The organism is Bradyrhizobium sp. (genome assembly GCF_035273305.1).
GTDB lineage: Bacteria > Pseudomonadota > Alphaproteobacteria > Rhizobiales > Xanthobacteraceae > Bradyrhizobium.
In genome coordinates this window covers 1-20,642 of sequence record NZ_DATEPI010000231.1, presented here as the reverse complement: position 1 = coordinate 20,642, position 20,642 = coordinate 1, and the positions used below count along the sequence as shown (strand labels likewise).

18 protein-coding genes and 1 pseudogene are annotated in these 20,642 nt (G+C 59.5%); 9 read left to right on the top strand and 10 right to left on the bottom strand.

The annotated features are described in order from the left end of the window. The 5 genes from VJV58_RS15630 to VJV58_RS15610 form a co-directional block, all read right to left on the bottom strand. A partial coding sequence (locus VJV58_RS15630) for an ABC transporter permease (protein ID WP_324138268.1) occupies nt 1–518 on the bottom strand: 518 nt, incomplete at its 3' end. Beyond that, complete coding sequence (locus VJV58_RS15625) at nt 515–1,438, bottom strand: ABC transporter ATP-binding protein (RefSeq protein WP_324138267.1); 924 nt, start codon at nt 1,436–1,438, stop codon at nt 515–517. The genes VJV58_RS15625 and VJV58_RS15630, both read right to left, overlap by 4 nt. Nucleotides 1,439–1,657: 219 nt before the next feature. Further along, complete coding sequence (locus VJV58_RS15620) at nt 1,658–1,882, bottom strand: hypothetical protein (RefSeq protein ID WP_324138266.1); 225 nt, start codon at nt 1,880–1,882, stop codon at nt 1,658–1,660. Nucleotides 1,883–1,908: 26 nt separating this feature from the next. Beyond that, complete coding sequence (locus tag VJV58_RS15615) at nt 1,909–3,036, bottom strand: DUF2336 domain-containing protein (RefSeq protein WP_324138265.1); 1,128 nt, start codon at nt 3,034–3,036, stop codon at nt 1,909–1,911. Nucleotides 3,037–3,321: 285 nt separating this feature from the next. Beyond that, entirely contained in the window at nt 3,322–5,883 is a 2,562-nt protein-coding gene (locus VJV58_RS15610; RefSeq protein ID WP_324138264.1) for an ATP-dependent helicase, read from the bottom strand. A gap of 296 nt (nt 5,884–6,179) precedes the next feature. Here VJV58_RS15610 and VJV58_RS15605 point away from each other — a divergent pair, with 296 nt between their 5' ends. Further along, nucleotides 6,180–6,353 carry a DUF1328 domain-containing protein gene (locus VJV58_RS15605; protein WP_324138263.1) on the top strand — a complete coding sequence of 58 codons (174 nt, stop codon included), beginning with the start codon at nt 6,180–6,182 and terminating at the stop codon, nt 6,351–6,353. Nucleotides 6,354–6,399: 46 nt separating this feature from the next. On the opposite strand, the gene VJV58_RS15600 is transcribed toward VJV58_RS15605, so the two are convergent. After that, on the bottom strand, nt 6,400–6,912 hold the full coding sequence (locus VJV58_RS15600) for a thioesterase family protein (RefSeq protein ID WP_324138262.1): 513 nt from the start codon (nt 6,910–6,912) through the stop codon (nt 6,400–6,402). A 77-nt stretch (nt 6,913–6,989) separates the two neighbouring features. Here VJV58_RS15600 and VJV58_RS15595 point away from each other — a divergent pair, with 77 nt between their 5' ends. Genes VJV58_RS15595 through VJV58_RS15585 form a run of 3 tightly spaced genes read left to right on the top strand, consistent with a single transcriptional unit; the run spans nt 6,990 to nt 9,873 of the window. After that, the gene (locus tag VJV58_RS15595) at nt 6,990–8,408 is read left to right on the top strand and encodes an FAD-binding oxidoreductase (protein WP_324138261.1); all 1,419 of its coding nucleotides are present in this window, start codon (nt 6,990–6,992) and stop codon (nt 8,406–8,408) included. Between the two features lie 17 nt (nt 8,409–8,425). Further along, complete coding sequence (locus VJV58_RS15590) at nt 8,426–8,887, top strand: hypothetical protein (RefSeq protein WP_324138260.1); 462 nt, start codon at nt 8,426–8,428, stop codon at nt 8,885–8,887. Nucleotides 8,888–8,934: 47 nt separating this feature from the next. Next, nucleotides 8,935–9,873, top strand: a complete 939-nt coding sequence (locus tag VJV58_RS15585) for a metallophosphoesterase (RefSeq protein WP_324138259.1) — start codon at nt 8,935–8,937, stop codon at nt 9,871–9,873. Nucleotides 9,874–9,893: 20 nt separating this feature from the next. Here the strand turns inward: VJV58_RS15585 and VJV58_RS15580 are convergent, their stop codons facing one another. Beyond that, the gene (locus VJV58_RS15580) at nt 9,894–10,355 is read right to left on the bottom strand and encodes a CDP-archaeol synthase (protein ID WP_324138258.1); all 462 of its coding nucleotides are present in this window, start codon (nt 10,353–10,355) and stop codon (nt 9,894–9,896) included. A 367-nt stretch (nt 10,356–10,722) separates the two neighbouring features. Here VJV58_RS15580 and VJV58_RS15575 point away from each other — a divergent pair, with 367 nt between their 5' ends. The 5 genes from VJV58_RS15575 to VJV58_RS15555 all read left to right on the top strand — a co-directional run bounded on the left by VJV58_RS15575 (nt 10,723) and on the right by VJV58_RS15555 (nt 16,429). After that, nucleotides 10,723–11,745, top strand: coding sequence for an ABC transporter substrate-binding protein (locus tag VJV58_RS15575; protein WP_324138257.1), 1,023 nt, complete (start codon nt 10,723–10,725; stop codon nt 11,743–11,745). Between the two features lie 21 nt (nt 11,746–11,766). Then, entirely contained in the window at nt 11,767–13,503 is a 1,737-nt protein-coding gene (locus VJV58_RS15570) for an iron ABC transporter permease (RefSeq protein WP_324138256.1), read from the top strand. Then, nucleotides 13,500–14,567 (top strand): ABC transporter ATP-binding protein, encoded by a 1,068-nt coding sequence (locus tag VJV58_RS15565; RefSeq protein ID WP_324138255.1) that lies wholly within the window; start codon nt 13,500–13,502, stop codon nt 14,565–14,567. The genes VJV58_RS15570 and VJV58_RS15565 overlap by 4 nt, the downstream gene beginning before the upstream one ends. 38 nt (nt 14,568–14,605) lie before the next feature. Beyond that, the gene (locus VJV58_RS15560; RefSeq protein WP_324138254.1) at nt 14,606–15,796 is read left to right on the top strand and encodes a CoA transferase; all 1,191 of its coding nucleotides are present in this window, start codon (nt 14,606–14,608) and stop codon (nt 15,794–15,796) included. A 324-nt stretch (nt 15,797–16,120) separates the two neighbouring features. Continuing rightward, entirely contained in the window at nt 16,121–16,429 is a 309-nt protein-coding gene (locus VJV58_RS15555; RefSeq protein ID WP_324138269.1) for a hypothetical protein, read from the top strand. A 75-nt stretch (nt 16,430–16,504) separates the two neighbouring features. Here the strand turns inward: VJV58_RS15555 and VJV58_RS15550 are convergent, their stop codons facing one another. From VJV58_RS15550 to VJV58_RS15540, 3 genes and pseudogenes are all read right to left on the bottom strand, one after another. Next, the gene (locus VJV58_RS15550) at nt 16,505–18,127 is read right to left on the bottom strand and encodes an ABC-F family ATP-binding cassette domain-containing protein (protein ID WP_324138253.1); all 1,623 of its coding nucleotides are present in this window, start codon (nt 18,125–18,127) and stop codon (nt 16,505–16,507) included. Between the two features lie 117 nt (nt 18,128–18,244). Then, complete coding sequence (locus tag VJV58_RS15545) at nt 18,245–19,561, bottom strand: hypothetical protein (RefSeq protein WP_324138252.1); 1,317 nt, start codon at nt 19,559–19,561, stop codon at nt 18,245–18,247. A gap of 126 nt (nt 19,562–19,687) precedes the next feature. Next, nucleotides 19,688–20,642, bottom strand: a pseudogene (locus VJV58_RS15540) (hypothetical protein); the annotation flags it as partial.

Genomic DNA, 20,642 nt, shown 5'->3' with positions numbered 1-20,642 from the left:
AGCATCGGGATCATCTGCAGCTTTTCGAAACCGTCCGCCCAGATCCCGATGATGAAACCGAACAGGCTGAAGGTCACCGCGGTCAGCACCAGGAACGCCAACATCCAGAACGGATGGTGAATGTGCAACGGCACGAACAGCCCGGCAGTGGCGAGTATAATCAGGCCGAGAATGATCGACTTGGTCGCGGCCGCGCCGACATAGCCGAGCACGATCTCGTAATAGGAGATCGGCGCAGATAGCAACTCGTAGATGGTGCCGACGAATTTCGGGAAATAGATCCCGAACGAAGCATTGGCGATGCTCTGCGTCAGTACCGACAGCATCACCAACCCGGGCACGATAAAGGTCCCGTAGCTGACGCCTTCTACCTGCGTGATCCGCGAACCGATCGCTGACCCGAACACCACGAAATACAGCGACGTCGAGACCACAGGCGAAACGATGCTTTGCAGCAGCGTGCGCCAGGTGCGCGCCATTTCGAACAGGTAAATTGCCTGGATTGCCCGGAAATTCATGGCGTCCTCACCAGGCTGACAAAGATGTCTTCCAGCGACGTCTGAGTGGTCTCCAGATCGGAAAATTTGATCCCGGCGGCACGCAAATCACCGAGCAAGCTGGTGATGCCCGTGCGTTCGCCCTTGGTGTCATAGCTGTAGATCAGCTCGGACCCGTCGTCGGATAATTCGAGTTTGTAAGGTGAAAGCGCGGACGGGATCGCCTCGATGCAGCTTTGCAGTTGCAATCTAAGTTGCTTCTTGCCGAGCTTTTGCATGAGGCTCGCCTTGTCTTCAACCAGGATGATTTCACCCTTGTTGATGACACCGATCCGGTCCGCCATTTCCTCCGCCTCGTCGATGTAATGCGTCGTGAGAATGATGGTGACGCCGGAAGCCTGCAGCCTGCGCACCACCTCCCACATTCCCTTGCGCAATTCGACATCGACGCCTGCGGTGGGCTCATCCAGAAACAGCACCTCTGGCTCGTGCGAGAGCGCCTTCGCGATCATGACGCGGCGCTTCATTCCGCCGGACAGCGTGACTATCTTTGCGTCCTTTTTGTCCCACAGCGACAAGTCCTTCAGCACGCGTTCGATATGCGCCGGGTTCTTCGGCTTGCCGAACAGGCCGCGACTGAAACTGACTGTGGCCCACACCGACTCGAAGGCGTCGGTGTGAAGTTCCTGCGGTACCAATCCGATCAGTGAGCGCGCGGCCCGATACGAGTCGATGATGTCATGGCCGCCGACTGTAATCTTGCCCTTTGTCGGATTGGCAATACCACAGATGATGCTGATCAGCGTGGTCTTGCCGGCCCCATTCGGCCCGAGCAGCGCAAAGATCTCGCCACGCTGGATCTCAAGGTTGATGTTGTCGAGCGCCTTGAAACCGGCGCCATAGGTCTTTGACAGATGTGCAACGGAGATGATGGAAGCCATGCGGGACTGACGGCCTGAATCTGAAATGCGACAAAAAAGGCGGCATTTCGAGCCGCTCACGGCGAGCATCGACAAATAGCTACGGCCGCGGCAAGGCGCAAGGACCCACTCAAGCACTCGGCCATGCGCTGGTCACTGCAAGGGTGCGAAAGGCAGACACGAGTCCAACCGCAACGTCACGCCTGCAATGTTGCGTTACGAAGAAAAGACCTGTGGCAGTTACCGGAAATATTCGCTGATGACGTGCAGGTCGTAGGCGGCCGCCTGTCTTCCGTTCAGTCCGGCATCAATCACGCGGCGGCATACTTCGACCGTAGCCAGGTCGCCCAAATCGTTCGCGGCTTCGAGAACGATCCAGGCGGCATCCAGCGGTTTGTCTGGCCGCGATCCGTCGGAAGCGCTGGCGCGCTGCTTGCGACCAAAGGAGAGTGCGTTGATTTTCATTGTCCCGGTCCGCTTCCGTCGGCGTCTTATTGCATCGATAATGCCGGGTGGCGCTGCGGGTCGGCATTCACCAGGCCATCGGCATTCTTGCGTGAGCGGTAAAACTCCAGAACGCTGCGGGACGTCTCGACATTCAAACGGCCGAATTCGCCTTCCAGCTCCCTCAGCTCCTGGGCTGTAATGCGATGCTCTTTTGCGCCGAGAAACAGCAATGACATTGTCGTCTCCCATGAAAATTCCAGCGCCTTGGCGAGGATCAGCAGCGTTTCCCTGTTCTTGTCCAATACGGCGCGTTCGATCACATCGCCCGGCAATGAGCAAAGCAGTGATAGCCCGATCGTGACCTCTTCCAGGCGGTGGGCCCGGGCGTAGCCGGATATACTGTTTTCGTTGAGGTTGCCCTGCTGAAACTGGGTAGTCACGACGCGCTTGGCGACATAATAGGTTCGCGAAACCGGCCCGAACTTCGACTGCAATTCGCCGGCGACATCGCTCACCGAGGATTGAATCTGGTCGATCATGCCGGGGCGTTCGCGTTCGAGCCGCTTCTTCACGTCGTCCGACGCCTTGGCGATCAGCTGCTGAAAGATGTGCCTGGGAATATCCTCGCGCAGACCGAGCTGCTCGGCCAGGATGGAATCGCCCTCCGCTCGCTTGATCATGTGCAGGAAGCCGAAGTCCGAAAGCCGCGCGCCATTGTTGCGCGCCACCGAGCTCACGACCTTTTGGTCGCCCCGTGTGACGAGTACATCGGTGACAGACTCATCGATCGATTTCCGCTCCGCGATCGCGAGCATATGCGTCTGGCTTTTGGTGCAGGCATTGGCGACGAGCGCGTAGGGCTCGAGGCGCTCGGACTCGCGGAGCACCGGGCCGGCAACGTCGATCGAATCGTCAAAGGCAAGCTTATGGATGATGTTGACCGGGGCCCGGTCGAAACGGGCGAGTTGTCGGGCAAGCTGCGCGCGCGCGGCGACTTCGATTTCGTCGGCCAATCGTCCGATCACCGCGCCGAATGTCCATATCTCGTCGTCGCTGTAGCGGCCGGAGATCATCACGTCAGTGGTATGCCACAAGGCTCGCTTGCGGCTTTCGGGCGTGCCTCGGGTGACGGCCTCCTCAAGCTCCTGGAGAAACGAACCTGTTTCACTCATTTGGGCAGACCCTGATCGCGCCAACCGCGCACAACTGCTAAGCGAGTTGGATGATCGCCGGTATCCGCGATTTTTCGGTAAACATGGCGGAGACGTATTGCTTCTAAAAATTCATTAAAAAGGGCAAAACTTCGTTAATTTGCGTTCAGGTCTACGCTCGCGGTGGCGTCGGATCACCGCCCGAACAGGCTCGGTGTCATCAGTTTGTTTGAAGATGATGGCCAGCCGATCGCTTTTCGCGGTTTGTACGACAAAAATCGGCTTCAAGGTTTTCCGGACGGTGCCTTACGCCCGCTCGACAAAGCTATCGACTACTTTCTTCTCGCCGGCCTTTTCGAACGCGATGGTAAGCTTGTTTCCATCAATCTTCACCACTTGGCCGTAGCCGAACTTCTGATGAAACACACGGTCCTCCAACTTGAATTCCGAGGTGGTGCCGGTGGACTTCGCAATCAGCTCGCCCTCGATCGTCATCGGAGCCCGGTTCGTGCGGCCGAAGCCACCAGGCTCGGCTCGGGACGAGAATGGCGATTGGCTTTCATTGAAACCGCCGCCGGCCTGGCCCTTGCGACCGCGGGCGCGGTTGGCCTGGGCGCGCTGCCAGCCCGGGGTCGCGTAGCTGGACCCGAAGGATTCGACGTTATCGAAGCGTGACGGACCGTAACCGCTGCTGCCGCCCCATCCGGAGCCGCCCTTTGATTCCGTGATCTCGACATTCGGTGCCGGCAATTCGTCGAGAAAGCGCGACGGAATGGTGGTCGACCACGTGCCGTGAATCCGGCGGTTGGTGGCGAAGTAGATCTTGGCACGGCGACGGGCGCGGGTCAGGCCGACATGGGCGAGACGCCGCTCCTCTTCCAACCCGGCACGGCCCTGCTCGTCGAGCGTGCGCTGACTCGGGAACAGGCCTTCCTCCCACCCGGGCAAGAACACGTTGTCAAATTCCAGTCCCTTGGCGGAATGCAGTGTCATGAGCGAGACTGCCTCCTCATCGGCGCCGCCGTCGCGGTCCATCACCAGTGAGATGTGTTCGAGAAAACCCTGCAGGTTCTCGAACTCTTCCATCGAGCGCACCAGTTCCTTGAGGTTTTCGAGACGGCCGGCGGCATCGGCTGAGCGATCCTTTTGCCACATCTCGGTGTAGCCGCTCTCGTCCAGCACGATTTCGGCGAGTTCGGTATGCGAAATCACTTCGCGCTGCGCGCGCCAGCGTTCGAAAGACGTGATGACGTCGCGCAGGCCGCCTCGGGCTTTCGGTTTCAGCTCGTCGGTCTCGATCACGGCGCGGGCCGCCTCGAATAGCGGAATCCGGCGCTTGCGGGCATGATCATGCAGCATCTGCACGGTCGCGTCGCCCAGGCCGCGCTTCGGCACATTGACGATACGTTCGAAAGCGAGATCATCGGCGGGCGAGTTGATGACGCGCAGATAGGCCAGCGCGTCGCGGATTTCGGCGCGCTCATAGAAACGGGGGCCGCCGATCACGCGATAGGGCAGGCCAAGCGTGACGAAGCGGTCTTCGAACTCGCGCATCTGGAACGAGGCGCGAACCAGAATGGCCACATCATTGAGATTTTCGCCGGCGCGTTGCAGCTCCTCGATCTCCTCGCCGATGCCGCGGGCTTCCTCTTCCGAGTCCCATGATCCCGTGACGGTGACCTTCTGGCCATCGACATCTTCGGTACGAAGCGTCTTGCCGAGCCGACCTTCATTGTGCGCGATCAGATGGGATGCGGCAGCGAGGATGTGTCCTGTGGAGCGGTAATTGCGTTCCAGCCGGATGACCTTTGCTCCGGGAAAATCGTGCTCGAAGCGAAGGATGTTATCGACCTCGGCGCCGCGCCAGCCATAAATCGACTGATCGTCGTCCCCGACGCAGCAGATGTTTTTCGGACGAGCAGAGGACAACGAAGCGGATTGCACTGCAGGAGCAGACCCGGAAGCCGCCGTTTGTTTATCGTTGGTTCCGGATGCCGGGATCGAATAATCGGTGGGAGCCGGAACGACCAGTGATTGAGGCGCTTCGGGCTTCGACGGTGACTGCGCCAGCAGACGCAGCCAAAGATACTGCGCGACATTGGTGTCTTGATATTCGTCCACCAGGATGAACTTGAAGCGGTTCTGGTATTGCCTGAGCACATCCGGATTTTCGCGAAATAGCCGGATGTTCTCCAGCAGCAGATCACCGAAATCGGCAGCGTTGAGGATCTTCAGCCGTTCCTGATAGGCCGAGTAGAGCTTGCCGCCTTTGCCATTGCCGAAGATCGCGGCTTCGCCCGGCGGCACTTGCGAAGGTGTCAGTCCGCGATTTTTCCAGCCATCGATCAGTCCGGCCAACATTCGTGCCGGCCAGCGCTTGTCGTCGATGTTCTCGGCCTGCAGGAGCTGCTTCAGGAGCCGGATCTGATCGTCGACGTCGAGTACCGTGAAACTCGACTTCAACTGAACCAGTTCGGCATGGGTTCGCAGGATGCGTCCGCCAATGGAGTGAAATGTACCGAGCCACGGCATGCCTTCCACTGCCTGGCCCAGCATCTGGCCGAGACGCAGCTTCATCTCCCGCGCCGCCTTATTGGTGAAAGTCACGGAGAGGATTTCACCTGGCCTGGCCCGGCCCATGCTGAGGATGTGCGCGATCCGGCAGGTCAGCACACGGGTTTTACCGGTCCCGGCACCGGCCAGCACCAGCACTGGCCCGTCCAGGGTTTCCACGGCCTCGCGCTGCTCGGGATTGAGGCCGGCGAGATACTGTGGAGTTGCGCTAGCGCGGGCGCGCGCGGCGATGCCACCGGCCGCTGGCTGGTGATCGGGAACTTCGCGATGAATCAGCTTGTTCGGCTCGGTCATAAGCGAATCGTTTTCCGCGCACGATGGCACCGTCGGGCGGCCAAGGGGAGCCTTCATAGCAGGATTAAACTGCATATGGGGTTTTGTGGCGATTATGACAGGCCTTTATCAACCGGGCGGCGGCTCGGGCCGTCCGGCCAAGACCTCAAAATTGTTCCTGCGAGTTGAAGAAATTTCGTGGGTTTCAGGCGCATGTACTGCAGGGAACCTTCATTCCCTTATCCAATTATTTCCGAAGCAGATGCGCGGACATTAGCTTCGCGCCTAAACCGAGACGGAAAAACTTAGAGGTCGTCATGCTTGGCTGGGTTGTTACGTTTCTGATTATTGCGCTGATCGCAGGTATTTTGGGATTCGGCGGCATCGCCGGCGCTTCGATCGAAATCGCCAAAATCATCTTCTTTATCGCGGTGGTGCTGTTCCTGGTCTCCGCGGTAATCGGTCTGACGCGCGGCCGCACTCGCGTCTAGCGGTCGTCACCGCCACCGACGGCAGCGGCAACTCGCCCCCGCGCAGTTACCTGGCGGGCATCGCGACTTTCCGGCCAAGGCCCACCGGCCGCGGCAGCTTGGAATGAGCGTTCGCGAGCGATTCGATGCGGGCGCGAATATCCGGCGGAAACGGCGCGGTCTTTCGTGTGCTCATGTCAACGTGGATCGTCATGTTCTCGGAAGTGGCCGACAGCCAGCCCTCGCTGGCATGCCGTAGTTCCTCGAAAGTATGTAACCGCTTCTCGTCAGCGCCGACCAGCAATACCGAAACCTGCACCGGGTCTCCCAGATGAACCTCGCGCAAGTAGCGCACGTGGCATTCGGCGGTGAAGGTCGATCCCTGACGTTCCTTCATGTAGCCGGGACCGATCCCGATCTGCAGCCATAGTTGGTCGATGGCACGGTCAAACATCACATTGTAATAGGCCATGTTCAGATGGCCGTTATAGTCGATCCATTGCGGCTCGATTTGCATGATGGAAGCCAGAAACGGCGCGGGCCGGAGCAAAACTTCCTCGTCGCCAGCAGTGGTCGTCATAAGGTCTCCCATGTAGTTCCGCGTCTTGACCGTCTATATAAGCTTTGCAAGGGTCGGCCGCACGCCGGGAGAATCTAGTGGACACCATCGCCAGCAGCAATCTGAAACGCCCGGAACCGCAGGCGCTGGCGAGCACGCTGGAAGCGCTGGCGGCCCGCTTTGGCAACCGCCTGATCACCTCGCAAGCCGTGCGCGACCAGCACGCCCACACCACCACGTGGCTGGCGCCGGAGCCGCCGGATGCGGTGGTGATGGCCCAGGAGACCGCCGACATCCAGGACGCCGTGCGGATCTGCGCGAAAAATCGAGTGCCGGTGATCGCGTTCGGCACCGGCACTTCCCTTGAGGGACAGGTCAATGCGCCGGCCGGCGGCGTCTGTATCGATCTGCGCGACATGAACAACGTGCTGGAGGTCCACGCCGATGACCTCGACTGCGTGATCCAGCCCGGTATCACCCGCAAGGCGCTGAACGAATATCTGCGCGACCAGGGCGTGTTCTTTCCGATCGATCCCGGCGCCGATGCCTCGCTAGGCGGCATGGCATCGACGCGAGCTTCCGGCACCAATGCGGTGCGGTACGGTACCATGCGCGACAACGTGCTGGCCCTGAAGGTGGTGCGCGCCGATGGCGAAATCATCACCACCGGCACCCGGGCCAAGAAAAGCAGCGCCGGCTACGATCTGACGCATCTATTCGTCGGCGCCGAAGGGACGCTCGGCATCATCTCCGAGCTCACCATCAAGCTGCGCGGCATCCCTGAGACCATCGCGGCAGCCGCCTGTTCGTTCGAGACCTTGCGGGGCGCCTGTCAGGCAACGATCCTTGCCATTCAGACCGGCATCCCGGTCGCGCGGATCGAATTGCTCAACGCGGCGCAGGTGCGCGCCTGCAATGCGTATTCAAAACTGACGCTGCCGGAGACGCCATTGCTGCTGCTCGAATTCCACGGCAGCGAGAATGAGGTCGCTGAGCAATCGCGGAATTTCAGCGAGATCGCCAATGAATGCGGCGGCGGTGAATTCAGTTGGACCACAAGGCCGGAGGATCGCACCAGGCTTTGGCAGGCGAGGCACGACGGCTATTGGGCGGTGAAAGCGCTGCGGCCCGGCGCGGGCGTTGTGGCGACCGACGTCTGTGTACCGATTTCGCGGCTCGCTGATTGCGTCATGGAGACCGAGGCAGATTTGAATCGGCTCAATCTGCAGTCGCCGATTGTCGGTCATGTCGGGGACGGCAATTTCCATTGCTCTCTGCTGTGCGACGTCGACGATCGCGACGAGATGGCGCGGGGCGAGGAATTCATGCATCGACTTGTCGAGCGCGCCCAGGCGATGGGGGGTACCTGCACCGGTGAGCACGGCATCGGCCAGGGCAAGCAGAAATATTTGAAGGCCGAACTCGGCTCTGAAGCGATAGATGCCATGCGAGCGCTGAAGCGGGCGCTCGATCCAGAAAATATTTTCAATCCGGGAAAGATATTGCCGGCGATCTAGGGCCCGTATCGATCGAAATGACGGCCCTGCCGACCACCGGCATTCTGCGTTTTTCGATTTTGCGGGCATGGGCGATGTGGTGGTTCGCTAAAGGGGAGCGGCGGTGGTTCGATAAACGCGAACGCAAAGAGGTCTGGGAGGAAGAGATCCAGTGGCCGATCGGCGATATCGAGGCGGCGCACAGGATTCGGGAAATATGCCGTTCTGCTGTTGATAGCGCCGAAAAACGAGCTGCCGCCGGCGACCAACCGGAAAAGGAAAAAAATCATGCGGAACGGTACGAGCGCGCTGCCAAGGCGGCAATGCAAATTGCCATCAAGATTTCCGACGACCTGCTTCGCGACTCTTCCGTACGTCAGATCGTGAACCTGTGCGTCAGCGCAAACGATCTGAAAACCGCCCGGATATTGTTTCGGGCAATTCAGGCCGTCTCCATCCGCGAAGATGTGCTGAATGAACATCCGATGTTGCGACAGTGACTGCCCCACGCGATGACAGCCGTCGGATGAGCGGGGGATCTGCTCAAATGGACGATGACATTCTGGCGACGCTGGAGCAGCGTCTTGGGCGATTGCACGCCAGGCAGCGGCTGGGCATCGAATGCGATCACGAAGCGCAAATTTTTGGGCAAGGCCTCACCTTGCTGCACCTGGAGAACTGGTACTCGGCCCAATCGCTGATTCGAGCCGCGCTGAAGTTGAGCGGTCTTTACTGGCGCGCCCGTCGTAACGCGGAACGCATTATCGTCAAGCAAAACGAGGTGAGGTCAAAGGATCTACCGCCGCGCTTCGACGGATTCACGATCCTGCATATCAGCGACATGCACGTCGATATGAACGAGGCGGCAATGCGCAGATTGATCGAACTGGTCGGCGAATTGCACTACGACCTTTGCGTTTTGACGGGCGACTTTCGCGGAAAGACTTTCGGGCCATTCGAGGCCGCGCTGGACGGCGTAGGGCGGGTGCGAACCCATCTACGCGGCCCAATCTATGGCGTGCTGGGCAATCATGACACGATCCAGATGGTTCCTGGTCTTGAAGCCATGGGAATGCGAATACTGATAAACGAGTGCGAGGTGATCGCGCGCGGCGACGAGCATGTCTTTCTGGCCGGGGTCGATGACGCGCATTTTTACCGAATGGACAATATCGAAAAGGCTTCGCTGCAGATTCCGGACCGGGCGTTCTCGATTTTGCTGTCACACACCCCTGAGATCTACCGTCAAGCAGCTCATGCGCAGTTCAGCCTGATGTTGAGCGGTCACACGCATGGGGGGCAGATTTGTTTGCCTGGATCGATTCCGATCACGCTGGAGTCGGCGCTGCCCAGACGCATGGGGGCAGGTGCCTGGCAATACCAGAACATGATGGGCTACACATCGGTAGGAGCGGGGTCGAGCGTCGTTCCCGTACGTCTCAATTGCCCGCCGGAAATCACCTTGCATTGTCTTCGCCGAGGCTGATTGGGTTTCGGGAATCCTCGTCAATATGGCACGTCGCGAAGATGGATGCGGTACAGAAGCCGCGACAGCGCCAGCTCGCCGCCAAAAAACATGGTGACGCCGAGTGCGACGTCGGTACCGGTCAATGACAGCGTGTCGCGGCATGCCAGCATCGCAAGCAGGGATTCGGGAATCTGATCGACTCCGAGCGCCTGGCTGCTCGGCGGCATGTTGAGCCGACGTTTGACGAAACTGGAGACCAGGTCGCCTAACATGGCTGCGCCTCCGATCTTGGCGCCGACCTTGGGGTCCACACCGAGCAGCGGTGAAGCCGCTGCGCTCGCGAGGACGGCCGCCGCCACGCCGCGAAATGTTTTCGACGGCCCGAACACCGGCTGCCCGTCAGAAAGCATCGCGCCCGAGTCCAGTGGAAAGGATAAACGCCGGCCGCAGATCTTCTTGGCGAGGACGGGTGCGCCGTTCGCCACGATCAACAACGCCATCATTCGCAAGATCGCGGAATTATGCATTTGTCTAATTATCGCGGTCCCGGTCCATCGTCATTCATTTCAAGGTCGAATGGTTCCAGCAGTTGTGCGCTTCACTCTCGCGAACGTGCTTTCGGGTTCGCCACAACGATTACAGGTGCTGTTGGGCTGGCTACGAACCAGCGTTCTCGCCTCGCTTTGATTCTATGCTGAAGATGCTGCGCCGCAATGCCTTCTGTTGGCAAAGCCTCAGTCTGCTCCGGCGGAATGAATTGAACCCTGATCGAAATGCCCGCATACTCACCTCAATAACAAACAAGTCCTGGTGAGGTTCGGCATGTTCCCAATGTGGAGGCGTAATTTCATACTCGGCGGTTCTGCGTTGTTAGCTCTCGGCGTCGGACAAAAGGCGCTGGCGCAAGCCGCAGCGACAATGACGCCCCACGAAAAGGATCTATATGAAGCCGCCAGAAAGGAGGGCGGCGAACTGACCTGGTACACCGCCCATTCCGACGACATCACCGCGCAAGCGCTGGGCCGCAGCTTCGAATCGATGTATCCGGGTCTCAAGGTCAACGTACTGCGCACCACCGCACAAGTCGCTTACCAGCGAGTTACCCAGGAACTCAGAGCCCACGCGGTCCAGTGCGACGTGCTGAGTTCGACAGATATCGGCCATTCCGTCGAGCTGAAGGCGAAGGGTGCTTTCGAAAAATACGTGCCCGAGAACGCCAGCAAGGTGCTCGACATCTACAAAGGCTATGATCCGGACGGCTACTACTTCGTCACCTCCGCGGGCATGATCGGCATCGGGTATAACACCGGCAAAGTGAAGGAGGCGGATGTCCCTAAGAACTGGACGGACCTGCTCGACCCCAAATGGAATAATAATATCGCATTAGGTCATCCCGGGTTCAGCGGCTATGTCGGGACCTGGGCGCTGACGCTGCGCAATCAATACGGTTGGGAGTTCTTCGAAAAACTCGCGAAGAACAATCCGAGGGTTGGCCGTTCGATCAACGACACCGTCACGATGCTCAATGCGGGCGAAAGCGCCATCGCCGGATCGGGTCCGGTCGGGACGCTGCTCGAGAGCGTGCAAAAAGGCAATCCGCTTGCCATGGTCTATCCCACCGATGGCACAGTCTTGATTATCGCGCCGTCCAGCATCATGAAGGGCAGCAAGCATCTAAATGCGGCTCGGCTTTTCATGGAATTCCTGATGAGCGAACGCGCGTCGCAGATCTGGGTTGATCATTTCAATGAAACGATCCGGCCAGAGGTGTCGGCTCCAAAGGGAGCCAAGTCGGCCAAGGACCTGAAGATCATTCGACCGACGGTCGAGCAAATTACAAAGGGCGTGCCGGAAGTCATCAAGCAGTGGCGCGAAACCTTCGGCGTCTAGGTCACGACAGGGTGAAAAGACGTGAGTGAGAACTCGCTCGATCTCCGTGCCATCAATTTCGCCGGCGTGGCTTCCCGATTGCGGCGGCTCGATGCCAGCATGCTGCTGTGGCTGGCGCTGGTCGCGCTACTTGCCTTCCTGATTCTCAATCCCATTCTGCGACTGATCATTTCCAGCCTGCAGGAAATTGATACCGGGCACTTCACGCTGGCCAACTATCGAACCGCGTACGGCAATATCCGGCATCTCCAGTCGTTGGCGAACTCGCTGGAGCTCGGGGTCGGAGTTGCGCTACTCGCGACCTGCTTTGCGGTTCCGATCGCCTGGGCGATTTCCCGGACCGACATGCCGGGCAAGGCGTTCGTTCGGCTCATGGTATTCGCGGCGTTCGTGACCCCGCCCTATCTCGGGGCCATCGGCTGGATATTGCTGGCCGGACCAAATTCGGGTTGGCTCAACAAAATATGGATGAGCTTGAGCGGCGCCAGCCATGGCATTTTCAACGTCTATTCGATGACGGGGCTGATTTTGGTCGTCGCTGTGACGTCCTTTCCCTACACGTTCGTGTTTACGAGTTCGGCGCTCGATCTGGTCTCGTCTGAAATGGAGGATGCCGCGAATATCCTCGGCGCCCGCACATTCCGGACGATGCTGCGCGTTACCCTGCCATTGGTGACGCCGGCGATCATCGGCGGCATCATTATCAGCTTCCTCGAGGCCATTGCGCTATTCGGCGCGCCCGCGCTCATTGCATTACCGGCGCGTTTCAACGTGGTGTCGACACAGCTTTGGCAATTTTTCGAATATCCCGTGCGGGTCGAGGAGGCGGCGGCCTACGCGATGCCTCTGCTCGCCATCACCGTACTGATGTTCTGGCTGCAACGCACGATATTGGGACGTAGAGGCTACGCCTCGGTAACTGGCAAGGGCGGCGAACGGCGGATGATCGCACTCGGGCCGTGGCGTTGGGTGATGCTCGGCTATGCGCTTTTTGTCTGCGCGCTTTCGGTTTTCATGCCGATGCTGGTGCTGCTGCAAGCCGCGTTCGCGAAAGCATGGGGTCGCGGCTTCGCTCTCGATAATCTGACCCTGCACAATTTCTACTATCTCCTGGTCGAGCAGACCCAGGCGAAGCAGACTATCCTCAACACTTTCCTTTATTCCGCTGTTACGGCATTCGCGGCGATAAGCCTGTCGCTGGCTGTGGCCTACGTCGTCAACCGCAAGCTGGTGCCGTGGAGCAATGTTCTGGCTTTCCTGTGCGTGGCTCCGTTCGTCGTTCCTGGAATTGTGCTTGCGATCGGGTTCTACGCAGCCTACGCGCCACCTCCGCTCGCGCTCTACGGCACCGCGACAATTCTCATCCTGGGTTTTACGACCCGGTTCCTGCCGATCGCCTACACGTCAAGTGCGGCAGGGCTGCGCAGCATCAATCCGGAGATGGAAGAGGCGGTTCGAATTCTCGGTGGCGGTCGCTTGCTGGCGATTCGAAAGGTGTTGATTCCGCTTTTAAAGAAAAGTCTCGCCGGCGCCTGGATCCTGGTTTTCATCCCGGCCACGCGCGAACTGTCGTCGGCAATCTTCCTGGTCGGGCCGAACACCCGTGTGATATCGGTGATGCTGTTTGACCTCTCTGAGGAAGGCAATTTCGAGGTCCTGTCCGCGCTGGGGGTTATCCTGCTGGTTGCGACCGTCGGGATCGCGGCTATTGGATCGAAGGTGATCGGCCGCGATTTCATGCTGCGGAGGAATAGTTGAGCAGCCTAAGATTGAGCGGCGTCAGCAAGCGATACGGCAATTTCCAAGCCGTCGACAATATCCACATCGAACTCCAATCCGGAGAATTCGTTTCACTGCTTGGGCCTTCCGGCTGCGGCAAAACAACCACGCTGCGGATGATAGCCGGCTTCGTCGATCCCACCCTGGGCACCATCGAGATGGACAATCAGATTCTTTCCTCGCCGGCCGGCTCGATTCCGCCGGATCGGCGCCAGATGTCCATGATCTTTCAGAGCTACGCGATCTGGCCGAATATGACGGTCGAGCAAAACGTCGCATTTGGTTTGGAACTGCGCAGGTTGCCGAATGCCGAAGTCAAGCGTCGCGTCGGGGAGATGCTGGAAGTCGTGCGGATGAATCATCTTGCCGACCGCTATCCTGCCGAACTCAGCGGGGGCCAACAGCAAAGGGTTGCGCTGGCGCGCGCGATCGTCATCCGGCCGTCAGTCCTGTTGTTGGACGAGCCGTTGTCCAATCTGGATGCCACGCTGCGCGAAGAGATGCGTTTTGAAATCCGGCGGCTGCACGATGAATTCCACGTCACAACCGTTTACGTGACGCACGATCAGGCAGAGGCAATGGTTACCTCCGACCGGATCGCGGTCATGAACCAGGGCCGCATCGAGCAGATCGATGATCCGCGCGCCCTCTACAACAAACCCAAGACGCGCTTCGTCGCTGGCTTTATCGGCCGAACCAATTTCATCGAGGGCATTAGCGACGGCCATCGGATTGCATTTGACGGGTTCGCCCTGCCGCGCTCGGCGTTTGAGCAAGATGTTCCCTCCCATGGCAAGACGGTGTTTTCGGTCCGCCCGCACACGATGCGGATGTCCGCCGCGCCTCCGTCAGCCGACGGCGGCACTTCGGTCGGGGTCATCGTGCTGGAGCGTGCCTTTCTTGGCGAGCATTGGGACTATCTGGTGCGGCCGCGCCAAGGCGCCGCGCCGCTCAGGGTGATGACGTCGCCTCTCGATGACATCGCGGTCGGAGCCAATGCATGGCTGGAATTCGAGCCGCGCCAAATGGCTTTGATCGCCTGAATGCTTTGGACCCTCAATCAATCGAACTGGAGTGACTGATGTCCTTTACCCCCGCCTCGAAGGCGCTTGCCCGGTTTAAAGTGCTTGATCTCACGCGAGTGCGGGCGGGACCTACGGCGGCGCGGCAATTGGCTGACTGGGGGGCGGATGTCGTCAAGATCGAACTACCACGAGGGCTCGACGAGAGCGATATGGGCGGACCGCGCCACGGGCCCGATTTTCAGAACCTGCATCGCAACAAGCGAAGCCTCACGCTCAATCTCAAAGAACCGGCCGGCGTCGAAATCTTCAAGCGCATGGTGGAAACCGCCGATGTCGTGATCGAGAACTACCGGCCGGATGTCAAATTTCGCCTCGGGATCGATTACGAAACCGTTCGCTCAATCAACAAGCGCGTCGTGTATGGTTCTATTTCAGGGTTCGGTGAGGACGGGCCCTATCGCGAGCGGCCGGGTTTTGACCAGATCGCTCAGGGGATGGGCGGCCTGATGTCGATCACCGGTCTTCCCGGGCAAGGTCCGGTGCGGGTCGGCATTCCCGTCGCTGATCTTGGCGCCGGCATTTTCTGCGCAATGGGGATTCTGGTCGCGCTGCTGGAACGCGAAGTGTCCGGAGAGGGGCAATGGGTGCAGTCATCCCTGCTTGGCGCGCAAATTTCGTTGCTCGATTTCCAGGCGGCGCGCTGGTTGATCGCCAAGGAGGTGCCGGGTCAGGCCGGTAACGATCATCCGACCAGCATACCTACCGGGGTGTTCCCCACGCGCGATGGCCACATCAATATTGCGGCCTCCGGCAAGCATATCTTCACGCGGTTTTGTCAAACGCTCGACCTGATGCATCTCCTGCAGGATCAGCGCTTTGCCGATGATGCAGGCCGCTCCAGCAACCGCATCCCGCTCAACCAGGCGATTTCCGAGGTCACAAAACAGCGCTCCAGTGCCGAGCTGATCGATATGTTGAACAAGGCGGGCGTACCCTGCGGCCCGATCAACCGAATGGACCAGGTTTTTGCCGACCCTCAGGTTCGGCATCTCGGGATGGCGGCACCGGTCGAGCACGGTTCATTGGGCAACATCGAAGTCGTCAATCAAGCCATCAAGCTCAGCCGAACTCCGAGCCGCGTGGTGCATGCGACGCCAGAAAAGGGCGAACACACCGATGAAGTCCTGAAAGAATACGGTTACGATGACAAGTCGATCGCCGAGTTTCGCGCCCGAAAAATTGTTTGAATCTGGCACGCCTGTCGTCCGCCGCCCGCACGCCGCTGAACGGCTTTGGAACTTTTCCTGAGCTCCAGCATTGGAGACGTTGCTCCGACGAGGGGACCCCCTGGAGCATGGAATGGCCGCTCAGATCACATGGGACCACAAACTCGCCCGCACCTTTGATCCGACTTCGGAAAGACATTATCTATTCCGCGTCTGGTCGGGGGCCAAGATACGGTTCTGATCGTGGAAGTTCTGCACATCGCAACCGGCAAGCTCCGAAATATTCTGACGGTTTGCTCGCGCCTTGCGGTTGGCCTGCGCGATTGGCTCTATGATCCGAGTTTCATGAACGAAACCGAAGCGCGTGGGCTGAAGCTCATGAAGGATTGGTTATCGGAGGAGCAGCTGGCGCAGTACGACAAGCACAACTACTTCGACGTCACCGGATGTCACAGCGGAAAGCGCTACCGTATACGCCACGGGACCGGCGCCAACGTCTATGAGCTCGACGATGCAGGACGGCCGCGCGCAGGCTGGTGTTTTGTACCAAAGGATTACCTCGTCGCCGGCGATGTCATGCTCGCGCAAAAGATTGCGCTGGAAACCGACGAGCGCGGCACCCTGGCTGTCGCGAACAATTTTTTGCCTAGATGACCACCAACGCGATCGTGCGCTCCCGGGCCGATCCCTCTTTTGAATCTCCCATCGGCAAAATACGTTGGAATCCCTTCAGCTACGGAGGCCCGGAGCTTCTTGCCCGGTGCGCGCCACATATTCGGTGTAGCCGCCGCCATACTGGTGAATGCCTTCTGGCGTGAGCTCGAGTACGCGGTTGGAAAGCGCGGAAAGGAAATGCCGGTCGTGCGAGACGAACAGCATGGTGCCCTCGTATTGCGACAGCGCGCCGATAAGCATCTCCTTGGTGGCCATATCCAGATGGTTGGTGGGCTCGTCTAGCACGAGAAAATTCGGCGGGTCGAAAAGCATTTTAGCCATCACTAGCCGCGCCTTCTCGCCGCCCGAGAGCACCCGGCATTTCTTTTCAACGTCATCGCCGGAGAAACCGAAGCAGCCGGCGAGCGCGCGCAGCGAGCCCTGACCAGCCTGCGGAAAGGAGTCCTCCAAGGACTCGAACACGGTGCGCTCGCCGTCCAAGAGGTCCATTGCGTGCTGTGCGAAGTAGCCCATCTTCACGCTGCCTCCGAGCGCGACGATGCCCTCGTCCGGCGGCGTGGAGCCCGCCACCAGTTTCAGCAGCGTGGATTTACCGGCGCCATTGACGCCCATCACGCACCAGCGTTCCCGGCGACGCACCATGAAGTCCAGTCCGTCATAAATTCGTCTGACGCCATAGGCCTTCTGGACGCTTTTCAGGCTGACCACGTCTTCGCCGGAGCGCGGCGCCGGCAGGAAGTCGAATGACACCGTCTGGCGACGCTTCGGCGGCTCGACCCGTTCGATCTTCTCGAGCTTCTTTACCCGGCTCTGCACCTGGGCTGCGTGCGAAGCGCGCGCCTTGAAGCGTTCGATGAATTTGATCTCTTTCGCAAGCATCGCCTGTTGACGTTCAAATTGCGCCTGCTGCTGCTTCTCATTCATCGCGCGCTGTTGTTCGTAGAACTCGTAATCGCCCGAATACGTGGTCAGCGCGCCGCCATCGATCTCGACCACCTTGTTGATAATGCGGTTCATGAATTCGCGATCGTGCGAGGTCATCAGCAGCGCGCCTTCATAGCCCCTGAGGAACTGCTCCAGCCAGATCAGGCTTTCGAGGTCCAGATGATTGCTGGGCTCATCCAGCAGCATGGCATCGGGACGCATAAGCAGGATGCGACCGAGCGCGACGCGCATTTTCCAGCCGCCCGAGAGCGCGCCGACGTCGCCGTCCATCATCTCCTGGCTGAAGCTGAGCCCGGCGAGCACCTCACGTGCTCGGCCCTCAAGCGCATACCCGTCGAGCTCCTCGAAGCGCGCCTGCACCTCGCCGTAGCGCGCGATAATTTCGTCCATATCATCGGCCCGCGCCGGATCAGCCATTGCGGCTTCCAACTGCTTTAGCTCGCCCGCGACGGCGCTGACCGGACCGGCGCCGTCCATCACCTCTGATACCGCGCTACGGCCCGACATCTCGCCGACATCCTGACTGAAGTAGCCAATCGTGACACCCCGGTCGACGGCCACCTGGCCCTCATCGGATTGTTCCTGGCCTGTGATCATTCGGAACAGGGTGGTCTTGCCGGCGCCGTTGGGGCCGACCAGCCCGACCTTTTCGCCCTTCTGGAGCGCTGCCGACGCCTCGATAAAGAGAATCTGGTGACCGATTTGTTTGCTGACGTTGTCGAGACGGATCATTCTGCTAAGCGCCCTGAAAGTTTGGGCAGTGCTTATGCCATGTGCGGCGCCAACGAAAGGGTTTCCGCGGACCTGATTTTGCAGGCGTCATTACTCAGATGCGCGCACGAGCAGCGTCTATCCCAATGGCGCGCCGGTTATGCATAACAGCACCGGGCCGGCAATCAGGAACACCAGCAGAATGGTACGTGCCGACGGCTGTTTGACTGCTTCGAGCAACGCCAGTCCCGCGAGCGGAACCAGCGCTGCTAGCGGCAGATAGTAGCGCGGGTAGGCGCTTGTCAGCCAACCGAACTGGGTATGCAGCTGATAGCTGTAGATGCCGTGAACCAGGAATGTTGCGGCGAACCCTAGCGCCTGGGTGGCGATCAGCACATGGAGCGGAGCCGGCTCTCCCTGCGCGATCCGCCGCAGGGATATGAAAACTCCGGCAAAAGCACAGAGCACAGTCACGATCGGGATTGCCAGCGCCGCGTAGTTCAGCGCATTGCGCGGCTTCAATGTCGGGATCCATTCCAGCACAAACTCCGACATGAAATGTGCCGCAAAGCGCAAAGCCGTCATGCGTTCGGCGCCATCCCAGCCGACTGCGATCGCCCCCGCCTTGATCATCGCGATTTGTCCAGCGGTCTGCGGAGTCGGACTGCCGTATTGCGCCAACAACACGATATACGGCGCGGCCGCCGCCAGCATGGCGATTGCGATCAGCGCGATCGATCGAGGCTGCAGCCGGCCGCGCCAGAACAACCAGAGCGACACGCCCGCAATCAGCCCTCCGGTCAATAGCAGCGCGGTGAACTTTGCCCACGAGGCCAGGATCACCCCTGCTAGTGCAGCCATCAGCCAGCCCTGTCTTCCGGTGACCAGAAGCTGATAAGCCGCCAGAGTAGTAACTCCAGCGCCGGCGAATGCGGCGTTGTCGTTGTTAATGGCGCCAGCAAGCGGCGCCAGCACGGGAATGCAGGCGAGAGGAACTATGTAGGCGTACAGCGTGAGCCGCGGCAGGCTGGCCACGATGCCGATCGCCATGAGAGCTGTCAGTCCGATTGCGGCAAGCGCCACATTGATCAGCCGGTGAACGATGATGGCTTGAGGATGATCTTCCAGATCGGGGCCGATCCAGGCCAGCAGCAAGTAGTAGGGTGAGGGATGATCAAGATAGTTCGCCTCCCCCGTGAAGTGGAAAGTCGACGGGTCCAATATTCGCATGTCTGCAAATGCAGGCCATGTTTCACCGGAGTGCTGGAGATGCGCGACATACGACGCGTGCGCCACTTCATCGAAGCCGCGCGTGACGTCCTTGCGGATCGCGCTGAGCGTAGCGGCAAGCACGAAAAGTGAAAGCACGAACGCGCAAATGTGCCAGCTAGTTTTGGCAACAAGCACATTCCGTTGGCTATGGGGCGGCGGGTAAAAATACTCGAGCGCAGACATCGGGCCACACTTCCTGTGCAGTCATTGAACGGGCGCGTAAACTTCATCAATTCACGAGAGACATTCCAAAGCAGAGATCGAGCTATACGACGCTCGGGCGAAGTTTCGTAACGGGTGCACCTCGGCCTATCGCACGCGCCAGACGGAGATATCGTGCACGGGCTTGAGATCGAGCGGCTCAAGGAAGTCAGGTGTTTCGCCGCGGCCGAGCCGCGCGGCCAATCCGTCCGGCGCAAGTCTGACAAGATCCTGATCCGGAGCTGCCGAGCAAGTCACGACATAGTCGACGCGACGATCTGCCAGCATCTGCCGCGCAGCAGGCAGCGGCGCCAGCATCAGCTTGAGCATCGCGGCATTGCCATCGTTATTGCGATGATATGGCGCGGCAAACACGGCGTGATCGGTCTCCAGGAGAATCGCTGGTCCGAGATCGATCGGCGCCATGACACGTCCGTTCGGAAGCTGGCGCATGGGAGCGGCATCGGACACCGTCTGGCATTTGGACTCCTTTATGTCAGCGATCGCCATCTTTGGTGCGATAAACTCAACTAACGCCCTTGCCGAAAGCCCCAATGCTGCAAAGCTGGCTGGTGACGCCGCAAGTGCCAAAAAGATCAGGCTTCGTCCGGCGGCGCGCGCTGGCCACAGAACGGCGAGGCCTGCGGCAAAAATCGGAGCTGCCACCATCGAAGCCGCCGCTGCGCCCCTTATCTCCCAAACGCTAAGCGCGGTCAGCGCGGCCAGCGCAACAATGCCGATGATCCAGCGGAAGCGCGCAACCGGATTGGACTTGATCAGCGCAGCCAAAGCGAAACCCATCGTCATCACCGGAAATCCGTAGAAGCCGAGAATTTTTTGCGGCATGAGCTGCAGCATCGTTCGGAGCGATATGGATTCGGCGACCCTGTTGACCCACAGTGATGTAACGAGCGGATCGAGCTGGTCATAAGGCGACGCAATGCATCCCGAATACAGCGACAGGAACACTGCAAGCAATGCAATCGCCAAGGCGACGCCGGTCACCAGCCGCAGGCGCAGCGCCGAGTAGTAACGATCAATCTCGGCCATGATCACCAGACTG

What these genes read in the sequence shown, in the direction of transcription:
- VJV58_RS15550 (WP_324138253.1), bottom strand. Translation starts at nt 18,127, where the DNA reads ATGATCCGTCTCGACAACGTCAGCAAACAAATCGGTCACCAGATTCTC.
- VJV58_RS15625 (WP_324138267.1), bottom strand. Translation starts at nt 1,438, where the DNA reads ATGGCTTCCATCATCTCCGTTGCACATCTGTCAAAGACCTATGGCGCC.
- VJV58_RS15600 (WP_324138262.1), bottom strand. Translation starts at nt 6,912, where the DNA reads ATGACGACCACTGCTGGCGACGAGGAAGTTTTGCTCCGGCCCGCGCCG.
- VJV58_RS15605 (WP_324138263.1), top strand. Translation starts at nt 6,180, where the DNA reads ATGCTTGGCTGGGTTGTTACGTTTCTGATTATTGCGCTGATCGCAGGT.
- VJV58_RS15580 (WP_324138258.1), bottom strand. Translation starts at nt 10,355, where the DNA reads ATGGCGTTGTTGATCGTGGCGAACGGCGCACCCGTCCTCGCCAAGAAG.
- VJV58_RS15585 (WP_324138259.1), top strand. Translation starts at nt 8,935, where the DNA reads ATGGACGATGACATTCTGGCGACGCTGGAGCAGCGTCTTGGGCGATTG.
- VJV58_RS15590 (WP_324138260.1), top strand. Translation starts at nt 8,426, where the DNA reads ATGACGGCCCTGCCGACCACCGGCATTCTGCGTTTTTCGATTTTGCGG.
- VJV58_RS15610 (WP_324138264.1), bottom strand. Translation starts at nt 5,883, where the DNA reads ATGACCGAGCCGAACAAGCTGATTCATCGCGAAGTTCCCGATCACCAG.
- VJV58_RS15555 (WP_324138269.1), top strand. Translation starts at nt 16,121, where the DNA reads ATGAACGAAACCGAAGCGCGTGGGCTGAAGCTCATGAAGGATTGGTTA.
- VJV58_RS15545 (WP_324138252.1), bottom strand. Translation starts at nt 19,561, where the DNA reads ATGTCTGCGCTCGAGTATTTTTACCCGCCGCCCCATAGCCAACGGAAT.
- VJV58_RS15560 (WP_324138254.1), top strand. Translation starts at nt 14,606, where the DNA reads ATGTCCTTTACCCCCGCCTCGAAGGCGCTTGCCCGGTTTAAAGTGCTT.
- VJV58_RS15620 (WP_324138266.1), bottom strand. Translation starts at nt 1,882, where the DNA reads ATGAAAATCAACGCACTCTCCTTTGGTCGCAAGCAGCGCGCCAGCGCT.
- VJV58_RS15615 (WP_324138265.1), bottom strand. Translation starts at nt 3,036, where the DNA reads ATGAGTGAAACAGGTTCGTTTCTCCAGGAGCTTGAGGAGGCCGTCACC.